13 protein-coding genes and 1 riboswitch are annotated in these 18,192 nt (G+C 62.4%); of the genes, 5 read left to right on the forward strand and 8 right to left on the reverse strand.

Going from position 1 to position 18,192, the window contains the following annotated elements; genetic code table 11:
• Position 1: 1 nt before the first annotated feature.
• Both CAY35_RS07075 and CAY35_RS07080 read right to left on the reverse strand, forming a co-directional pair.
• Positions 2–865 (reverse strand): amidohydrolase family protein, encoded by an 864-nt coding sequence (locus tag CAY35_RS07075; RefSeq protein ID WP_181377523.1) that lies wholly within the window; start codon positions 863–865, stop codon positions 2–4.
• Positions 866–1,041: 176 nt separating this feature from the next.
• Positions 1,042–1,971: an SDR family NAD(P)-dependent oxidoreductase gene (locus tag CAY35_RS07080; protein WP_109303942.1), complete on the reverse strand. Its 930-nt coding sequence runs from the start codon at positions 1,969–1,971 to the stop codon at positions 1,042–1,044.
• 224 nt (positions 1,972–2,195) lie between these two features.
• On the opposite strand from CAY35_RS07080, the gene CAY35_RS07085 reads away from it, so the two are divergent.
• The 4 genes from CAY35_RS07085 (at position 2,196) to CAY35_RS07100 (ending at position 7,321) form a co-directional block, all read left to right on the forward strand.
• Entirely contained in the window at positions 2,196–2,723 is a 528-nt protein-coding gene (locus CAY35_RS07085) for a MarR family winged helix-turn-helix transcriptional regulator (RefSeq protein WP_258265686.1), read from the forward strand.
• Between the two features lie 204 nt (positions 2,724–2,927).
• A riboswitch (SAM riboswitch) is annotated at positions 2,928–3,014 on the forward strand.
• A gap of 9 nt (positions 3,015–3,023) precedes the next feature.
• Positions 3,024–4,415 (forward strand): acyl-CoA dehydrogenase family protein, encoded by a 1,392-nt coding sequence (locus CAY35_RS09485; protein WP_146191935.1) that lies wholly within the window; start codon positions 3,024–3,026, stop codon positions 4,413–4,415.
• Positions 4,405–5,802 carry an LLM class flavin-dependent oxidoreductase gene (locus CAY35_RS07095; protein WP_309136531.1) on the forward strand — a complete coding sequence of 466 codons (1,398 nt, stop codon included), beginning with the start codon at positions 4,405–4,407 and terminating at the stop codon, positions 5,800–5,802. The genes CAY35_RS09485 and CAY35_RS07095 overlap by 11 nt, the downstream gene beginning before the upstream one ends.
• A gap of 157 nt (positions 5,803–5,959) precedes the next feature.
• Positions 5,960–7,321, forward strand: coding sequence for an MFS transporter (locus CAY35_RS07100; RefSeq protein ID WP_181377518.1), 1,362 nt, complete (start codon positions 5,960–5,962; stop codon positions 7,319–7,321).
• A gap of 76 nt (positions 7,322–7,397) precedes the next feature.
• Here the strand turns inward: CAY35_RS07100 and CAY35_RS09610 are convergent, their stop codons facing one another.
• From CAY35_RS09610 to CAY35_RS07130, 6 genes are all read right to left on the reverse strand, one after another.
• Positions 7,398–7,760 carry a hypothetical protein gene (locus CAY35_RS09610; RefSeq protein WP_181377519.1) on the reverse strand — a complete coding sequence of 121 codons (363 nt, stop codon included), beginning with the start codon at positions 7,758–7,760 and terminating at the stop codon, positions 7,398–7,400.
• Positions 7,761–7,829: 69 nt separating this feature from the next.
• Entirely contained in the window at positions 7,830–8,438 is a 609-nt protein-coding gene (locus CAY35_RS07110; protein ID WP_109303945.1) for a DUF308 domain-containing protein, read from the reverse strand.
• 82 nt (positions 8,439–8,520) lie between these two features.
• The gene (hrpB, locus tag CAY35_RS07115) at positions 8,521–11,235 is read right to left on the reverse strand and encodes an ATP-dependent helicase HrpB (RefSeq protein ID WP_109303946.1); all 2,715 of its coding nucleotides are present in this window, start codon (positions 11,233–11,235) and stop codon (positions 8,521–8,523) included.
• An 80-nt stretch (positions 11,236–11,315) separates the two neighbouring features.
• A complete protein-coding gene (locus CAY35_RS07120) occupies positions 11,316–11,732 on the reverse strand; it encodes a hypothetical protein (RefSeq protein ID WP_109303947.1) in 417 nt (138 codons plus the stop codon).
• Between the two features lie 830 nt (positions 11,733–12,562).
• Entirely contained in the window at positions 12,563–13,936 is a 1,374-nt protein-coding gene (locus CAY35_RS07125) for an MFS transporter (protein WP_109303948.1), read from the reverse strand.
• A 39-nt stretch (positions 13,937–13,975) separates the two neighbouring features.
• Positions 13,976–17,059 carry a cytochrome P450 gene (locus tag CAY35_RS07130; protein WP_258265687.1) on the reverse strand — a complete coding sequence of 1,028 codons (3,084 nt, stop codon included), beginning with the start codon at positions 17,057–17,059 and terminating at the stop codon, positions 13,976–13,978.
• A 119-nt stretch (positions 17,060–17,178) separates the two neighbouring features.
• Here CAY35_RS07130 and CAY35_RS07135 point away from each other — a divergent pair, with 119 nt between their 5' ends.
• Complete coding sequence (locus CAY35_RS07135; RefSeq protein ID WP_109303949.1) at positions 17,179–18,090, forward strand: LysR family transcriptional regulator; 912 nt, start codon at positions 17,179–17,181, stop codon at positions 18,088–18,090.
• The last annotated feature ends 102 nt before the right edge of the window (positions 18,091–18,192 follow it).

Raw genomic sequence — 18,192 nt, forward strand, 5'->3', positions numbered from 1 at the left:
CTCAGTCCTCCTTCGTCTCGGTCGCGGACCCGCGGTCCAGGCCCAGCAGGCGCACCGCGTTGTCCTTGAGGATCCAAGGCCGAACCTCGTCCTTGAGCGGAAGCTCCGCGAAGGCGGCCAGCCACTTGTCCGGGGTGATCAGCGGGAAGTCGGTTCCGAAGAGGACCTTGCGAGCCAGTACGTTATTCGACTGGCGGACCAGGGACTCCGGGAAGTACTTCGGGGACCAGCCGGAGAGGTCGATGTGCACGTTGGCCTTGTGGGTCGCGATCGAGTTCGCCTCGTCCTGCCAGGGCACCGATGGGTGGGCCATGATGATCTGCAGGTCAGGGAAGTCAGCGGCGACGTCGTCCAGCAGCAGCGGGTTGGAGTACTTCAGTTTGATGCCGCGCCCGCCGGGCAGGCCTGCGCCCATGCCGTTCTGCCCGGTGTGGGAGACAATCGGCAGCCCCAGTTCCTGGAGCCGCTCCCAGAGCGGGTAGTACTGGCGGTCCGAGGGGTCGAATCCCTGCACGGACGGGTGGAACTTGAAGCCGCGCACTCCGAGCTGCTCGGCCTGGCGGGTGGCCTCGGCCAACGCGTCCGCCCCGGTGCGGGGATCCACGGAGCCGAATGGGATGAGGACGTCGTTGTTCCGGGCGCAGCCGGCCACGAGGTCATCGATCGAGTTCGGTTTGTGGCCGAACTGGGTGCGCGCGTCCACGGTGAAGACGACGGCGGCCATCCGGCGTTGGCGGTAGGTCTCCGCGATGGTGTCCACGCTCGGGGTTCGCTCAGCGGACTTGAAGTACTTCGCCGAGGCTTCGAAGAAGTCTTCCGGCAGCGCCTTGTGACCGCACGAGTCCACTTCGAGGTGGACGTGCATGTCCACGGCCTCGATGGCCGAGGCGTCCACGCCCAGCTCGTAGCGGACTGGGTTTGAGGCGGGGTCTGGGGCGGGGCCGGGAGCAGAGGTTGAGGCAGAGGCAGGGGCGCCGCTGTCGTTCCCGTGCGCAGCCCCGTGCGGAGCCGTGTCCTGGGTTCCGGTCATGGTGCTTGTCCTTAGTTCTTCTGTTCAGGCTCGAGCTCAGCAGGCAGTGGAGGCATCTTCTCGCCGACCTCCTGGAGGTTGCCCTTGACCAGCTCGGCGCCCTGGGTCTGCATGGTCGCGTAATCCCAGCCGCCCTCGTGGTACTCGGTGGCTACCGGCTCTGGGTGGGACCAGACCTGCAGGCGATCTCCGCCGACGCCGATGGCCTGGCCGGTGATGCCGTCGGCCTCCGGGGAGGAAAGGAAGGCGATCAGGCCGGCGACGTCGTCGGCGGTTCCGAAGCCGAGGTCATGGCGGAAGAAGGACGGCATGGCCTCGCCGCGTTCGTCGGCTTCGACGGCCTTCTGGAAGAAAGGAACGGTCTTGGTCATCGCGGTGGCGGCCACTGGGATGACGGCGTTGACCATCACTCCGGCGCGCTTCATCTCGAGGGCCCACGTGCGGACCATACCGACGATGCCCGCCTTGGCTGCGGCGTAGTTGGTCTGGCCGAAGTTGCCTCGCTGGCCGGTTGGCGAGCCGATGCAGACGATGCGGCCGGCCACGCCGTTCTCCTTGAAGTATGCGTAAGCGGCGCGGACGCAGGTGAAGGTTCCCTTGAGGTGGACGCCGATGACGAGGTCAAAGTCCTCGTCGGACATCTTCAGCAACGACTTGTCCCGCAGGATGCCGGCGTTGTTCACCAGGATGTCCAGGCCCCCGAAGGTATCTACGGCGGTCTTGACCAGCTGGTCTGCAGCTTCGCTGGTGCCGACCGGGACCACGGCGGCGACGGCCTTGCCGCCGGCTTCGGTGATCGAGGCGACAGCGGCGTCCGCGGTCTCCTGGTTGACGTCGTTGATAACCACGGAGGCTCCCTGGCGGGCGAGCTCCTGGGCGTAGGCGAGGCCCAGGCCTGCGCCCGAGCCGGTGACGATGGCGACCTTACCGTCGAGGGACATGGGGTTCTCCTTCGGGATGACGTTCTAGATGTCGGTTGTGTCCTGATGTGGCGTTCACCACACAAGAACCATGACAGTACATATAATTGAGAATGTCAATTATTTTTCGAAGAGTGCTTTTTCGAGTACGATCCTCTGCAGAGGATTTGCCCCCTGTAGGGCAAGTACAGAGACAAGATCAGCCAGATCGCGTCCTCAAGCACACGGACCAAGGAAGCAAGCACATGACGACCACAAAGGACACCTCCGGAGCCACAAGCAGCCCGGCCGAGGCCGCCCAGCGCTTCCCCGCCCCCTCCACTGCACTCTCGGCAGAGCGCATGGCGGAGTTCACGTCATCGGAACTCGCCGGCCAAGTCCAGTTCCTGGCGGCCCGGCTGCGCAGCATCGGCCACAGCCACGCCAACCGCGTCCTGCAGGAGGTGATGGGGATGAAAGTCCGCCAGTACTCCGTGTTGGCCCTGGCCGCCTCGGACGTGAACCCGTCCCAGCGCGAGCTCGGCGACTTCCTGAGCTTGGACCCGAGCCAGATCGTGAACCTGGTGGACTTCCTGGAGAAGCGGGGCTGGGTCGAGCGCCAGGTGGATCCCCGCGACCGTCGCTCCCGGATCGTCGTCGCCACACCGCAGGGGCAGGATGCCTACCGGCGGGCACACGCGCTGACCATGGCCTCCGACGACGTGGTGCTCGCCGCGCTCAGCGCCAGCGAACGGCAGGAACTGAGCCGATTGCTGGAGAAAGTCGCCTTCTAATCTCTGCTTCCTGAGCCCCGCCTTCTGATTCCAGCTAAAGCCTCACGAAACGCCTCTGCATCACCTCCACCTAGGGCGCCTGCATCTAAGCAGGCACCACCTAAGACGACACTGCGGGGGCGTTTCTTGTTGACGTTTTGTGACGTGCATCGCCCGGTGGGCTGTTGACAGTGCCCTGCCGGCACGTATAGAAATGATGCTTGTAACCCATCCAGAGCGACTGAGAGACCTGGCTCGTTGAAGTCGCAGCAACCGGTTTATGCACGGTGCTCCCGCCAGGAACGATGGAAAGGAATAACTGTGTCATCGTTGTCCACGCACACCCCTGTCCACCCTGCAGCTGGCGCTGAGATCACCGCCGATGCGGAAGGCAGCACCGCTGTTTCCTCGGCTGACTTGAGCTTCGCTGAAGGTCTGCGTTACGTCACCACGCAGGACGCGCCGGTCACCCCATGGGAAGCCGGCCACACGCCTAGCCTGGCTGAGCTTCGTGAGCATTTCGGCCCGATCTTTGACCGCATCGCGCTCGGCGCTTCTGAGCGTGAGGCGCACCGTGTTCTGCCGTTCGTTGAGATCGCGGAACTCAACCGCGCCGGCTTCACCGTGCTGCGCGTGCCTACCGAGTACGGCGGCCCCGGCGTTCCGTTCTCCGACTGGGTGCAGCTGCTGATCGATCTGGCGGCGGCTGACCCGAACATCGCGCATCAGTACCGTTCCCACGCTGGTTTCGTGGAGACGCTGCGGTACCAGGAAGAGCAGACCCGCGAGTTCTGGTATGCGAAGGTTCTTGCCGGCGATGTTGTGGGTAACGCGTCCACCGAGGTGAGAGGGAATGCGCTGAATACGCTCAACACGACGCTCGCCGTGCAGGCGGACGGCTCCGGGGTGCTCAACGGCGCTAAGTACTACTGCACCGGCACCGCGTACGCGACGCATACGCGGGTTTCGGCCACGCTGCTTGACGCGGACGGAACGCCAACCGAGGGTCGACAGTTCGCTGTCGTTTCCACGCGGGCTCCGGGCGTTGAGCTTGAGGATGACTGGAATGGTTTCGGTCAGAGCCTCACTGGCACGGGAACCACGCGTTTCACCGATGTGAAAGTTGCGCCCGAGCACATTCTCAACCGCGTTCCCCGCAGCGCCGAGGCGCAGTTTGAGGCGCCTCTGTTCCAGATTGTTCTGCTCGCTGTGCTGGCGGGTATTGCTCGCAACGTCGTGAACGATGCGGCGGCTGGCGTGCGCCGGCGGACCCGCTCCTTCAATACCGGTTTGGGTGTTCCGCACTCTGAGGACCCGCAGATTCTGGGGGTTGTGGGCCGGCTTTCGGCGCAGGCTTTCGTAGTGGAGTCTGCGGTGGTTGAGGCTGCGCGGCGGCTTGAAGCCGCCGAGGGCGTGCTCTCACTCGAAGAGCCAGATGCGCAGCGCCTGCTAACTGAAGCGGAGCTCGCTGTGGAGCGTGCCCACGTGACTGCGCCGAGCATCGTGACCAGCATTTGCTCTGACTTGTTCCTCACGGGTGGCGCATCGAACACGTCGCGGGAGAAGAACCTGGACCGCCACTGGCGGAACGCGCAGACGGTCGCGACGCACAACCCGATTGTGTTCCGTGAGCGGATCATCGGCGACTACCTCGTGAACGGGACTCTGCCGGAGGGCCTCAACGCGATCGGTGAGGTGCGCCGTGCTTCTTAACGCGTTTGAGATGGCCACGCCGGTGCATCAGTCGCCGGGTTTGTGGCGGCATCCGGAGTCTCGGGCGGCGGATTTTGATCAGTTGAGCTACTGGACCGGCCTGGCTCAAACCTTGGACAAAGGCGGCTTCACGGCGCTGTTCTTGGCCGATGTGCTGGGGACCTATGACGTGTACGGCGGCAGCGATGCGGTTTCGCATGAGCGCGGTGTTCAGGTTCCGTTGCTGGATCCGTTCGCTGCGGTGTCCGCGATGGCGGCGGTAACGCGCAGGCTTGGTTTCGGGTTGACGGCTTCGTGCACGTATGAGGACCCGTTCCTGTTGGCGCGCCGGTTCGCGAGCCTGGACCACCTCACCGGTGGCCGGCTGGGCTGGAACATTGTGACGTCTTATCAGGATTCCGCTGCCCGCAACCTCGGTTTGGAGAGGCAGCTGCCGCACGATGAGCGTTACGACCGCGCGGACGAGTACATGGACGTTATGTACAAGCTGTTCGAGGGCAGTTTCGCTCCTGGCTCGGTGCTCAAGGACGCCGATGCGGGTGTCTTTGTGGACCCGGCGGGTGTCCGGAAGGCTGAGCACAAGGGCGAATATTTCTCGGTTGATGGTGCGCTGTTGACGCATCCGGGGCCGCAGCGCACGCCGTTCTTGTTCCAGGCGGGTGCTTCGGCGCGGGGCTTGCGTTTCGGCGCCGAGAACGCTGAGGCCGTGTTCATGATCGGTTCGGAGCCGAGCGTTGTGCGCGGTTACATTGACCGTTTGCACGATGCGCTTGAGGCCGCGGGCCGGCCTGCCGATGCGGTGCGCACGTTCGCGATGGTCACCGTGGTCACCGGCGCTGACGACGAGGATGCCCGCCGCCGCTTCGAGTCCTATCAGCAGTATGTGGACGTCGAGGGTGCTTTGGCACTGTTCGCGGGCTGGACCGGCGTTGACCTGGCCGGCCTGGATCCGGATGCCCCGTTGGCCGAGGTTGAGACGGACGCGAATCAGTCTGCTCTGCGCTCGGTGACCTCTGGCGACACGACGCGGGAGTGGACCGTGCGGGACATCGCCGCGTTCGTTACGTTGGGTGGCCGCGGCCCCGTGATTGTGGGCGGCCCTGAGAGCGTTGCCGATCAGTTGGAGGCGTGGCAAGCGGCCTCCGGAGTGGATGGCTTCAACGTGTGTAGTGGCGTGCGGCCGGCTGATCTTGAACGGTTCGTTGAATACGTGAGCCCCGAGCTACGGCGACGCGGTTTGTTGGCTGACGCCGGCGCTGAAGGCGACGACGCCGATGCCGCGGAGGCCGTGACGTTGCGTGCCGCGGTGACGGGGCAGGATTGGTTGCCTGATTCGCATCGTGGTTCCCGCTTCCGCACTGGCGCTTTGGTGGAGGCTCACAGCTAAGCATTTCCCTTCCGGCCGCGCATAGCCGGCGAGTGGGTGCCGTGGGACGCCCCGCGGTGCCTGCTACCGCATCGTAATCCTGCAGCCGCGGATTGTGATGACGAGTTGTGACGGTTGCCGGCTTGCGCGGCCCGGGAAGGGCGATAGCGTTACGAGGGTGAGTAATTCGATGCGGGATAGTGCTTCTGTAGAGACGCCGGGCGTTGCGGCGAGGGCTGTGAGCCCGGCTTTGGCGATCGCGGGTATTTTGCTGATCGCCACGAATCTGCGGATGCCGATGACCAGCGCGAGCCCGCTACTGCCCCGCATTAGGGAAGATGTGGGGCTTTCTGCGGCGTCTGCGTCGTTTTTGATTTCGTTGCCGCTGCTGTGTTTCGCGGTGTTCTCGCCGATTGTGCCGCGGATTGCGGCGCGTTTCGGGTTGGCTCATTCCCTGTTCGGCGCTTTGATCGCGGTGAACGTGGGGATTATTTTGCGTTCGTGGGTTGGTTCGTTCGGTTTGTGGGCTGGCACCGTTTTGATTGGTGTTGGGATCGCGATCATGAACGTTCTGTTGCCGGCGCTGATTAAGCGTGATTTCCCGGATCATGCGGGCACGTTGACGGGCGTGTATTCGGCGTTTCAGTCGCTCATGGCAGCGCTTGCGGCGGCGGTCGCTGTCCCGATCGCTGGTCTTCCAGGTTGGGGCTGGCAGGGCGCTCTCGGTCTAACGTTGGGTGCCGGTTTGATTGGTGTCGCGGTGTTCGCGCCGCAGGTCCGCGCGGATCATGTGGTGCGGCGTCAGCAGGTCTTGGCCCGCAACCAAGTCGCCCCGGCGGCGTCCGATGCGGGCGCTGGCTCAGCTGAGCCTGAGGCGACCGCTCAGGCCAACTCGGCCACCGCATCGTCGGCTGCCACCGCGTCGTCGGCTGCCAGCGCGGCGGCGTCACCAGCGGCGGCGCGTCCGCGGAGTTTGTTGCGGTCCCCGTTGGCGTGGGTGATTACGGCGTTTATGGGTTTTCAGTCGACGCTGTTTTATTCGGTTTTGACGTGGTGGCCGGCTATTGAGATGTCGTCGGGGATTTCTGAGGAGAGCGCCGGTTTCCATATTGCGGTGATTCAGGCGTCTGGCATTGTGGGTTCGCTTGTTGCGGGCTGGCTGATGAGACGCGACGTGGTGGGATCCACTGTTGCTGTGGCGGTTTCCACGGTGATTGTGGTGCTTGTGGGGACGATGTTTGTTCCGCAGTTGGCGCTGTTGTGGGCGTTGTTGCTTGGTACTGCCCAGGGCGGGTTGTTTACGGTCGCGTTGACGTTGTTTGGGGCGCGGGCGCGGACGCCGATGTCGGCGGCGCGGCTTTCGGGTATGGCGCAGACGTTTGGTTATGTGGTTGCGGCGTCTGTTCCACCGGTTTTGGGTGTGGTGCGTGAGGCGACGGGTTCGTGGACGGCGTCCTTGTGGATTCTGCTGGGTATTGCAGTGATTACGTTGGTTGCGGGGCTGGTTTCAGCTAAGCCGCGTTACGTCGAGGAGCATTAGCCGCGGTTTTGGTTCTGGGGACCGTGGTCGCGGGCCACGGTGCGCTGCGGCGGGCGCCGCGGCGGTCAAGGAGAAGTTAGCCGCGGTTTTCGCGGTTTTGGCGTGCGCGTTGTGCGCGTTCGCGGGCTTCGATGGCGTCGAGTTCGGCGTCGGTGAGTTCGGATGAGCGGTTCACGCCGGAGCCTTTGCCGAGGTCTTCTGGGTTGTCTTTGGCGACCATCATGAGCAGGGAGATCACCAGGAGGCCAGCTACGAATGCGACGAGGAAGAAGATCGCGCCGAGCTGGAAGTTGAGACCGTTGCGGGTTCCGCCTGCGCCGGCCACTGCGGAGATGACGCCGGCGACGACGCCGAAGACCAGCGATAGCACGAGTGCTGGTTTGACGCTTTGCTTCCAGCCGAACTTTTTCGATCCGGACGTGGATGGCTTGTTGGCCACTGATTCTCCTTTGTGCGTGGTCTGCGCGGGTTGTCTGCGCTGCGCTCTGGTGTTGTGTTTGCCTCTAGTTTAGTTGGCGCGGCGTTGGTCTTGCATGTAGCCGATGCTGGCGATGAGGTGGTGGGCGGCGATGACGGCGGTGATCATGGAGGCCATGCCGAAGATGCCGTGGGGGTCGCTGGTGGTCATGAAGATCATGATGATGCCGCCGATGACGCCGAGTGCGCCGGAGATGGTGGTGTCTTTGCTTGGGCGGCCGGTTTCGCGGGTTTTGAGTCCGCCGTAGAGTTCTGAGGCGCCGCCGATGGTGTAGCCGAATGCTACGGCGATGGCCATGCCGGCTGGGTCGCGCATGATGATGGCGAGGACGCCGGCGATGGCCCATGCGAGTACGGCGGATGTGATGGCGGTGCGGTAGCTGGGTGCTAGGGCGAGCCGCATGATGGGCCAGTAGAAGAGGGCGCTGGTGAGGAAGAGGATCGCGAAGGCTGCGCTGATGGCGCCGACGGTTGGGGTGGTGTTGAAGAAGACGCCGACGAGTGCGAAGAGTGCGCTGACGATGCCGCGGTAGAGCATTGGTTTGGCGAGGACTCGTTTGTAGTCTGCCGTGGTTGCTTCTGTGCGGGTGTTGTTGGCGCTGTTCTTGTTTGCGCTGGCGCTGTTGGCGCTGTCCACCATGTGTGTTCGATCCCCTTGTTTTTGAGGCTTTTGGGTGCGTGTGGGCACCAGCGTTTAAGTTTATCGGATGCCGGTTGGCTGGCTATTTTTCGCGGAGTTTGCGGTTGGTGAGGTGGGTTGGTTGGGCGGTGAGTGGGTCTTCTGGCCAGGGGTGTTTCGGGTAGCGGCCGCGCATTTCTGCCCGGACGTCGGCGTAGGGGCCGGTGAAGAACGAGTGGAGGTCTGAGGTGACGGCTAGCGGCCTGCCCGCTGGCGAGAGCAGGTGGAAGAGGACGGGCGCTCGGCCGCCGGCGAGGCGTGGTGTTTCGGTCCAGCCGAAGGTTTCTTGTAGTTTCGTGGCGACCACGGGTTGTGGAGGCTCTGCCTGTATCTCGCTCTCGCTCACGCCATCCGCGTCCCCGTATTCGCTGGCGTCTGGGTAGTGGATTGCCGCGGTGTTTCCGGATGGGAGTGTGATGCGGGCGGGTGCGAGTTCGTCGAGGTGGGCGGCTTCTGGCCATGGGAGGAGCCGGCGGAGGGGTTCGGTGAGGTCGATGCTGTTGAGGCTTGCGCCGTGTGCGACGTCGTTGAGTTCTGGGCCGAGCCATTCGGTGACGGTCGCGGCTAGGTGGTGTTCGTCCATCGCTGGCCATGGGTCGCCGATGTGGTGGTGGAGGAACGCGAGCCTGTTGCGTAGCGCGGTGGCGTTGGTGTTGAAGGTGAGTGCGTTGAGCCCGTGGGTTGTGAGGTGTTCGGCGAGCGCTTCCGCGGCTTGGTCGGGGTTGGGTTTGGTGGGGGTTGCGCGTAGTTCGATCGCGCCGATCGCTTCGATGCTGCGTGCGCTGATGGTGCCGTTGGGTGTGATGGTGATGCGGGTTGTGGTTCCGGCGAGGTTCCCGGCGGCCTCGGTGGCTTCGGCGGTGGTGAGGGGTGCGGCGGCGCGGATGATGGCGCCGGTTCCGGCGGCGGCGTGGCCGTGTGCTCGGGTGACGTCGGCGATTGCGAGCCATTCGGGGCGCCCGAGTGTGGCGTCTGGTGCGAGTGCGGCTCGAGTTCCGGAGGCGAGGAGGTAGATCCCCTCCCCCATGTGTTTCGCGATCCGGTCAGGCCAGGCTGTTGCGGTCACGATGCCGGCGAGCTCTGCCGCGCTGGTGTGCGCTGCCCCATGCTCTGACCCTTCGCCTACTCCCTCTCCCGCTGCCGCGTGTTTGTGTGCGAGCCGCGTGAGGCGTTGCGTTTCGCGTTGGGTTGGTCGGTGGGGTTTGCGTTGTTGGTGGCGGATCGCGTCGGGGAGGTTGGCGCCAGGGATGCGCTGTTCACCGGTAGCCACGGCGATCACGGCCGCTACATCTTCCGCCCTGTAACGCGCCGCGTTGTCTACAAGGGCATGTGCCCATCGTGGGTTGAGTGGGATCGCAGCGAGGGTTCGCCCGTGGTCGGTGATGCGTCCTGTGTTGTCGATCGCGTTGAGGGCGTGGAGTGTTTTTTCGGCGTCGTTGAGGGCGGCTGCGGGTGGCGGGTTGATCCAGCGGAGGTTGTGGCCGCGGGGTGCTCCCCATGCGGCGAGGGTGAGGGCGGTTTCGGTGAGGTCTGCGGTGGTGATTTCGGGTGTGATGTGTGCGGGCGCGGCGGCGTGGGTGCGTTCGCTGTAGCAGCGGATCGCGGTTCCGGGGCCGAGGCGGGCGGCACGGCCTGCGCGTTGTTCGGCGCTGGCTTGGGATGCGGATACGGTGACGAGTCCGCTCATTCCGCGGGTTGCGTCGCGGCGGGGTTCGCGGGTGAGGCCGGAGTCGATCACGAGGTGTACGCCGGGGACGGTGAGTGATGATTCGGCGAGTGTGGTGGAGACGATGATGCGTGGTTTCCCGCCGGGTTCACGTCCGCGGATCGCGTGGTCTTGTTGTTGGGCTGGTAGTTGCCCGTGGAGCGGGAGCACGTCGATGTCTGTTGCGGCTGCGCGGAGTTGTTGGGTGATGTGGTCGACTTCGCGGGCTCCGGGCGCGAACACGAGCGCATCGGTATCCGGGTTGGTCGCGAGCGCTTCGCGGTGGGTAGCGAGCGCGGTGGTTGCGATGTGGTTGAGGAAGCTGGTTTCGACGCCGCGCGGCCCGATCCGGTCTCCCGTGTGTGGAGTGTACGTGATGGTGAGTGGGTGGAGTGCGGTTGCGGAGCTGATGTGCGGGACGGGTTCCAGGCTTTCAAGACCAGTTCCCATCCCATCGTTTTCTGTGCCGTCGCTTGCGAGGAGGCGGGCGAAGGTTGGGGCGTCGACTGTTGCGGACATCGCGATGATGGTGAGGTCGTCGCGGACTTGTTGGGTTTCGCCGGTCAGCGCAAGGAGGAGGTCGGTTTCGAGGTGGCGTTCGTGGACTTCGTCGAAGATGATCGCGGCGGTGCCGTCTGCCATGGGGTCTGCGAGGAGCCGGCGGACGAGGATTCCGGGGGTCACGAATTCGATGATGGTGGCGGCGCTGGTGTGGGAGTCGCCGCGGACGGTGTAGCCGATGCGTTCGCCGAGTGTGGTTCCGGTGAGTTGAGTGAGGCGGTGGGCGGCGGCGCGGGCGGCTACGCGGCGGGGCTGGGTCACGATGATCCGGCCGGGCGGCGTACCTGCGTTTGCGCTGGCGAGGTGGTTGGCTACCGCGGGTGGGACGAGTGTGGTTTTACCGGTTCCGGGTGGGGCTTGGACGACGGCGGCGCGGTGGGTTGTGAGGGCGGCGTCGAGCTCGGGGAGGGAGTCTGCGAAGACGAGCCCTTCCCCGATCACATCCAGGTCAAACAAGGGATGCGTGTTTGAGCAGTTCCCGGTAGAAGCCATGCATCCATTGTGAAGGAGGGGTCTCACAGTTTGGTCCACCGCATCGCCCGCTTCCCTTGCAGCACGGCGACCACCCGTCGTCACTCGCGTTCCCAGTTCTCGCCGGTGTCGTGTTCTTTCAGAACCCAAGTGACAGGGCTACCGATGTGGTTGATGCGTGGCGTGAACCAGTAGGTTACGTCGGGTCCCCAGCCGGCGATGACACTCGCGGTGTCGCCATCGAGCGTCGCATCATCGACCGGGATCGCGGTTCCCGCGGCCGCGAGGTAGGTTGCGACGGGGAGGTGGACCGCATCGTAGTGTTGGGCGATTTCGGCCCAGTCTGGGGTGACCCATTTACCGTTGCGGCCGGTGGTGCGGTACCAGTCGTGGCGTTTATGTGCGGTCTGGTTGAGCGGGAAGCGGCGGCATAGTTCGGCCCAAGCTTCTGCGGAGTCGATCTCGTAGATCCGCAGCCTCCGGGGACGCTCAGGCGGAGTGTTTCGGCGGTTTCCCATCCCAGGCTGTCTTCGACGAGCCACAGCCCGGCGGGGGTTGTGTCGAAGAGTTCCCGGGTTGATGCGGGGACGCCGTGGGGTGTGGACCACCATTCGCCGCTCCAGGATGCCGTTGGGTTGGTGGGGCGTTCGCGGGCAGCGCGGCGTTCCTCTTTAACGGCGTGTACCCGCGCTGTCTTCAGCACGGCGAGCGGGTCCGCCGGGATGGTGCCGGGTTCGTTGTCCCATTGGACGGTCCACTGCGTGGATGTGTCGATGGGGGTGTTCCACCAGGCGGTGTGTTCCGATGCGGTGAGGTGCTCGGCGACGCGACGCAGTCCGTCACGCATGGCTTTGGTTGCGGCGAGGACGTCGGTGCCGTCGGGTTCTTGCCAGTACCTTGCGGTTTCTACTGTGTTGACGAGGCAGGTCAGTAGAAGCCGCGGGGTGACGTCGGCGAGGAGCACGGTTTCGAGCCGCTCGGCGACTTGCGCTGGGGTGACGGCGGGGATTTTCGGTATGGAATCTCCGGAGCCGACGACGCGGAGTGCGCTTGTTCCGTGGTTTGGGTCGAGGCGGTAGGAGGCGAAAAACTCGAGTTCAGCGAGTGAGCCGTCGTGCTCATCCAGTCCCTCGATCCGTTCCGATTCGAGGGCATACTCAAGCAACAAGCGCCGCCCGCGTGGGCCGGCGAGAAAGCCGTGCGCGACTGAGACGTTCCCGGTAGAAGCCATGCCTCCATTGTGGACGAAGGGCCTGACAGTTTGGGGCGCGAACCGCGCAAACGGTCCGCGCCCCATCGTTTATGTAGTTATGTACTGAATCCCACGCTGGTTAGTTCAACGGGATTTTCAGTTCTTGCTGAAGCGCCAGACTCCCTTTTCCTGTTCGGCTTCGTTGGCCACGGATAGGTCGATTCCTGGGCGGTCCTTGACCAAGCTAACCGCGACCAAAGAAATCAGCGCCATGATCAGCAGGTAGATAGATACCGATGCGGTAGTTCCGGTAGCTTCGAGCAACGCCTGTGCGATCGTAGGGGCGAAAGCACCACCGAGAACCGCGCCGAGAGCGTAGGAGATGGCAACGCCGCTGAAGCGAATCGACGCCGGGAACATCTCCACATAGAGCGCGGCTTGCGGCCCGTAAGTTAGACCCAACCCGAGCGAGAAGATGCTCAATGCGAGATAGAGCGCACCCAAATTGCCAGTATCGATGAGCCAGAACAGCGGGAAGGCTGTCAGGGTCAGGAGGACGAACCCAATAACGTAGGTTCGCACTCGGCCGATGACATCCGCGAGGACACCGGCAATGGCCGTAGTAACGAGCCACACGAATGAGCCAAAGGTGATTGCCAGGAGCACATCCGTGCGGTCGAGTCCTACTGGGTCCGTTGCGTACTTGGTGACGAAGCCGCCGGTGGTCATGTAGCCACTCGCGTTGTTACCGGCAAAGATCAGCGCTGCCACAAGGACCAGCGGGAAGTGTTTCTTGAAGAGCACCGCAATCGGGGCTTTCTGCTTAGCCGCTTCTTTAGTCATCTCCTGATATACCGGGGTGTCCTCGACTGCGCGACGAACCCAGTAGCCAATGCCGATCAGCACAATCGACAGCAGGAATGGAACACGCCAGCCCCACTCGAGGAACGCATCGCCCGGGGAAATCCAACCGGTCATCAGCGCAACCACGGCGGATGAAAGCAACATACCGAGGGGCACACCAAGCTGTGGCCAGGATCCTGCACGACCGCGGCGGTCATCATTCGCGTGTTCCACGGCGAGCAACGCGGCGCCACCCCATTCACCGCCAGCGGAAAGGCCCTGGATAATGCGCAGAAGAATCAACAGCAATGGTGCTGCCACGCCAATGGATTCATATGTTGGCACCAGGCCGATGAGCGCGGTTGCCAAACCCATCGTGATGAGCGTGACCACGAGGACGACACGGCGTCCGTACCGGTCACCGTAGTGTCCCGCAAGGAACGCGCCCAGTGGGCGGAAAAGAAATGAGATTCCGATGGTCGCAAACGAGAGCATCTGCGCAACAGCTGGTCCCGCTGGGGCAAAGTAGAGCTGCGCGAAAACCAAAGCCGCCGCCGCGGAATACGTAAAGTAGTCATACCATTCGATGGTGGTACCGACGATGGTTGCGAAGGCTACACGCCGTTGATTAGTTTTACGGTCCATCGAACCTGTTGGCGGTTTCGCATTAGATACTTGTGTAGACATGTGGTCTCCTTGACCCTGAACATTCCCGAAAGCGGAAACTTAAGCGGCGAACTCTTTGTCCGCTGCACCAACTGTTGACAGAATTCCTTCTGCCCATTCACATGCAGCCTCGTCAGCTGGAATCAGCCCTCCAGCGTCGTGGCGTCCATATTCACCAAGGCGGCTTGCACCGTTCTTTTCCATCGCTTCGGCAACGAGTTCGCTACCTCGCGAATAGGTTTTGGCGTAACTTGCATCCCCGAGCCCGAAAACAGCGAACCGTACGCCACTGAGGTCCGCGCCATCGCGAACAAGTTGTTCGTAGAACGCCTGAGCGGAGGTTGGTACTTCGCCGTCACCGTAGGTCGAGCAGATGACCATGTAGAAACGGTCGGTGCGTAGTTCCTCTGGGGTGACGTTGGCGAGGTTCTTTACCTCCAGGCCGGGCTGTGCACTCAGGAATTCTGCGAGCTCCTCAGCAACGAGCTCTGCGTTACCGGATTCAGTTCCGTAAAGAATGCTGATCGGCTGGTCAACCGCCAGCTCCGCATCTGCTTCGGAGTGGACCGAAGATTCTGCGGTGTCAAGGGAATCATCGCGCGCAGTTTCGAGGAGTGCGTCCCAGTCCACGATCTTTTCGCGGCAACGGCCGGCTCGTGCAGTCATCTTCTCTTTGAGGTCGATGCGCTTCCAGCCTCGGAAATCGACCGCTTCTTGGTCGGATTCAATGCCTGCCGCACCGGTGGAGATGCGGCCGGCCGAAACCTCGGAGGCGATCTTTGTGGCCAGCTCTTGAGCCGCAACTCGCTGGTCTGGAATGGTTCCACGGCCGTTGTTCCGCACCCAACCGATGGCGTACACGTCCTGGGCGAGCTGACCGTCTGCCGGGATCACTGCCGGAAGATGTTGGAGTCCGTGTGAACCGTATTCACGGTTTTCGAAACCCACAGCAGTGACAACAGAATCCACATCAAGCGAGACTGATTCACCCGTGTGGTCCTGGATCTGGACTGCTTGAACTGCTTGAGTCCCTTCGAAGGCCTGCGGGGAAGCGTCGAAATGCCAGTGAACCTCGATGGGTTGACCGCCAGCTGCGAGGGCTGCACTACCTTCCGTCAGGTCGCGTAGTGAGTCTAGGCGGGCATCCTTACCTTCAGGTGTTGTTGCTAGATCGACACCGTGCAAGGTGTGGGTCATGCCAGGAACACGGGCGAGTTCCCGCACCATGACCGGGTCAAATTTCGCTTGATGCGCCGGTGAACGCCCGATCACGTGGATCCGCTGGATTCCCGCACGAAGATGCCCATGGATCTCATCCCCGATGTCGCTGCCATGCAGTTCCTCCGTGCTCTTGCCGAGCAGGCGCAGAAGGTCGATCGCGACGTTTCCCTGTCCAACTACAGCCACGGTAGAGCCAAGCTCCGGAAGAATCGCGCCAGCCTCAGTGGTCTTGAACTCGTCCGGGTGCCCATTGAGCAACCGCGTCACGCGACCCGCTGTATAGACGTGATTTAAGTCAGCGCCTGGCAGGCCCAGCGCGCGGTCATCAGCGGCACCTGTTGCCAGGACCAGCGCATCGTAGTTTTCGCGTAGCTGGGTGAGGCCCTTATCCAGGTCGATACTCGTGTTACCGATGAAACGTACGCGTGCGTTGCTGTAGACCTTGTCGAATTGCGCTTCCACGGTCTTCGTTCCCTGGTGGTCCGCTGCAACACCGTAGCGCAGCAGACCATACGGGACAGGAAGCTTGTCGAATACGTCGATCTTGCTTCCATCGACCTTGCGCAGAATCTCCTTCGCGGCGAAGCTGCCGGATGGCCCGGAACCGATGATTGCGACCCGCGGCCCAGCTTGGTTGCCAGAGCGAGCAGTAGTGCCGGAGGAACCGTAGCCAGGGGTTTTAGCTACTGACTTCCAGGTCACCGGAAGGCTCAACATTCCGCGGAAGACCCAACCTCCGGCCTCCGATGGCTTATCCGGGTGGAGGTCCAGGCCTTCGAACGAGTTGAACAGTAGCGGTAGAGCGACATCCGCGATTTGCGATCGCGCAGCCCAACTACCCAGGCACACGTGCACTCCCTTGCTGAAGGCGAGATGTGGTTTAGCTTCCCTGTGGATATTGAATGTCTCGGGGCTGTCCCAGACGTTTTCGTCACGGTTGGCAGAAAGCACGCAGATACCCAGGCGTGCCCCTTGCGGTAAGAAGGTCCCGTCGAGGACAGTGTCGCGCGTGATTTGCCGGGAATACATACCGATGGGGGCGACCCAACGGATGGTTTCCTCGAAGACTGTTGGCCACAACGCCTGGTTCGCCATGACGTCGGCGCGCTGTTCAGGGTGCGTCATGAGCGCGTAGGCGGCCACTCCGAGGGCGTCGCGGGGCTCGTTCAGACCGCCGCCGATTGTCATCTTGATGTTGGCGCGGATTTGTTCGATCGGCATCCGATAGTCAGGGATGGACAGCAACCCTGAGATGAGAGAGTTGTCGCGGTTTTTCGCGTGGTAGTTCAGCATCTCATCGAGTGCCTCATCGACCTCGTCGAAGGAGCGTTTACCGGCGGCCCATACGTCTGGGTCGTCAGCGTAGTTACCCGTGGCATCGATCATGGTTTGCGACCAACGCTGAAGGTCCTCTTGCGTTGCGTTGTAAAGACCGATCATGTTTCGGAGGGCATCCGATGCGAACGGGGCCGCGAAGTCCCAGATCAGGTCCGCGCCAGGGCCTTTCTCGATGAGTTTTTGGAGCTGTTTTTCCGCGAGGTCGCGGTACATGCTCGCCCAGACTCGCCGCACATAGCCGGGTTTGAGCGTTGGCTGCCATGCGGCTCGCTCGATGTAGTGTTCCGGGTCATCCTTGCGTAGCATCGAGTGCCCCATCGCGCAGATCTGCAGCGACCCTTCTTCGTTGGCGGAGTAGGTTTCTTGGTCATGCTCCGTTGCGCTGACAGCGCTGTAGGACGTGATGAGGTAGCGGCCAACTGCAGGTACCCAATGCACGCCGCCTTCTGTGCGTAGCCGTTCGTAGATGGGGAACGGGTCTTTGTAGAGTTCCGGGATGGTTACCCAGTCAGCTACTGGGGCTTCCTTTGCTCCAGATGGAATACGCGATTGGGTGGTCGCGCTCATTTCTTCCCGCGTAAGCATGGTCCACTCCTCAATTCAAACCTTGCTGTGATGTGCCTCACATAATTAGTCTGGACAATCAAAGAAAGAAGGAAAAGCGGTTTATTCCGACCATTAGATGAGGAAAATCGAATTATGCTTTGGAGCAGGCGCCAGATTTCACTTTGAGGCAGCTTTCGTACTTGCTGGCAGCTGCCCGAAACGGAACGATCGCCGGCGCGGCAGCTGAGCTGCATGTTTCACCTTCCGCTGTGTCAGATACGATTACTCAGCTGGAGCGGATCTTCCAGGCGCAACTGTGCGTCAGGAAGCAGTCTCAGGGGCTGACGCTGACGATTGCCGGTAAGCGTCTCGCGAGTCAGGCACGGCCTTTGCTTGCCGCGGCTCAGGATATTGAGGCGGATGCTAAAGCTCCTGAGGGTCAGCTGGCTGGCTCGTTGACTATTGGTTGTTATCGAACCCTTGCACCGAAGATTCTGCCGGTTCTTTTGGATGAGTTCGGGGCTGCGCATCCGTTTGTGACTCTTGAAATAAGGGAGGATTCCCAAGACCGTTTGTTTGCTCAGATGGATTCCGGCGAAGTAGATGTGGTTTTCGTTTACGAGACGCTGGTGCCAGGAAAACCACGGCGAGCCAAACTCATGGAAAGGCCTGCCTACGTAGTGCTTTCGCCTGACCATCCGTTGGCCGCTAAAGAAGCGTTGCGGCTGGAGGAACTAGCGGATCACGACATGATTCTGCTTGATTCGCCGCCGTCACGGGAACATACGTTGTCTATGTTTGCTGAGCGTGGGGTTGAGCCGAAGGTTCGTCACCGCACATCGAGTTTCGAAGTGGTTCGGACCCTCGTGGCTCGCGGGCTGGGTTACGGAATCCTCGTGCAACGGCCAGAAAACGACGCAAGCTATGAAGACCTGGCGCTGACTATAAGAGAGATAACACCCCGGGTCACCCCAGTAGCAGTAGAGGTTATCTGGCCGGCCATCCACAGGACTTCAACGAAGGTCCAAGCCCTCGTTGATTTCGCTAAGGCCCGCACCTGGAACCTGTAGACGCGGGGCGCAGGAGTGCCGCATGGGTCAACTAACCATGGACCAAGAGACGGGACTGACAACTTGCTTTCACGCCCCTTGAAACGCGGCTGGTTTCAAACT

It is taken from the genome of Pseudoglutamicibacter cumminsii, from assembly GCF_003143995.1.
Lineage (GTDB): Bacteria > Actinomycetota > Actinomycetes > Actinomycetales > Micrococcaceae > Pseudoglutamicibacter > Pseudoglutamicibacter cumminsii_B.

Coding starts and splice junctions, on each gene's coding strand:
- hrpB (WP_109303946.1), bottom strand. CDS start 11,235: ATGGCTTCTACCGGGAACTGCTCAAACACGCATCCCTTGTTTGACCTG.
- CAY35_RS07075 (WP_181377523.1), bottom strand. CDS start 865: ATGCACGTCCACCTCGAAGTGGACTCGTGCGGTCACAAGGCGCTGCCG.
- CAY35_RS07125 (WP_109303948.1), bottom strand. CDS start 13,936: ATGTCTACACAAGTATCTAATGCGAAACCGCCAACAGGTTCGATGGAC.
- CAY35_RS07085 (WP_258265686.1), top strand. CDS start 2,196: ATGACGACCACAAAGGACACCTCCGGAGCCACAAGCAGCCCGGCCGAG.
- CAY35_RS07110 (WP_109303945.1), bottom strand. CDS start 8,438: ATGGTGGACAGCGCCAACAGCGCCAGCGCAAACAAGAACAGCGCCAAC.
- CAY35_RS07120 (WP_109303947.1), bottom strand. CDS start 11,732: ATGGGAAACCGCCGAAACACTCCGCCTGAGCGTCCCCGGAGGCTGCGG.
- CAY35_RS07130 (WP_258265687.1), bottom strand. CDS start 17,059: ATGCTTACGCGGGAAGAAATGAGCGCGACCACCCAATCGCGTATTCCA.
- CAY35_RS07080 (WP_109303942.1), bottom strand. CDS start 1,971: ATGTCCCTCGACGGTAAGGTCGCCATCGTCACCGGCTCGGGCGCAGGC.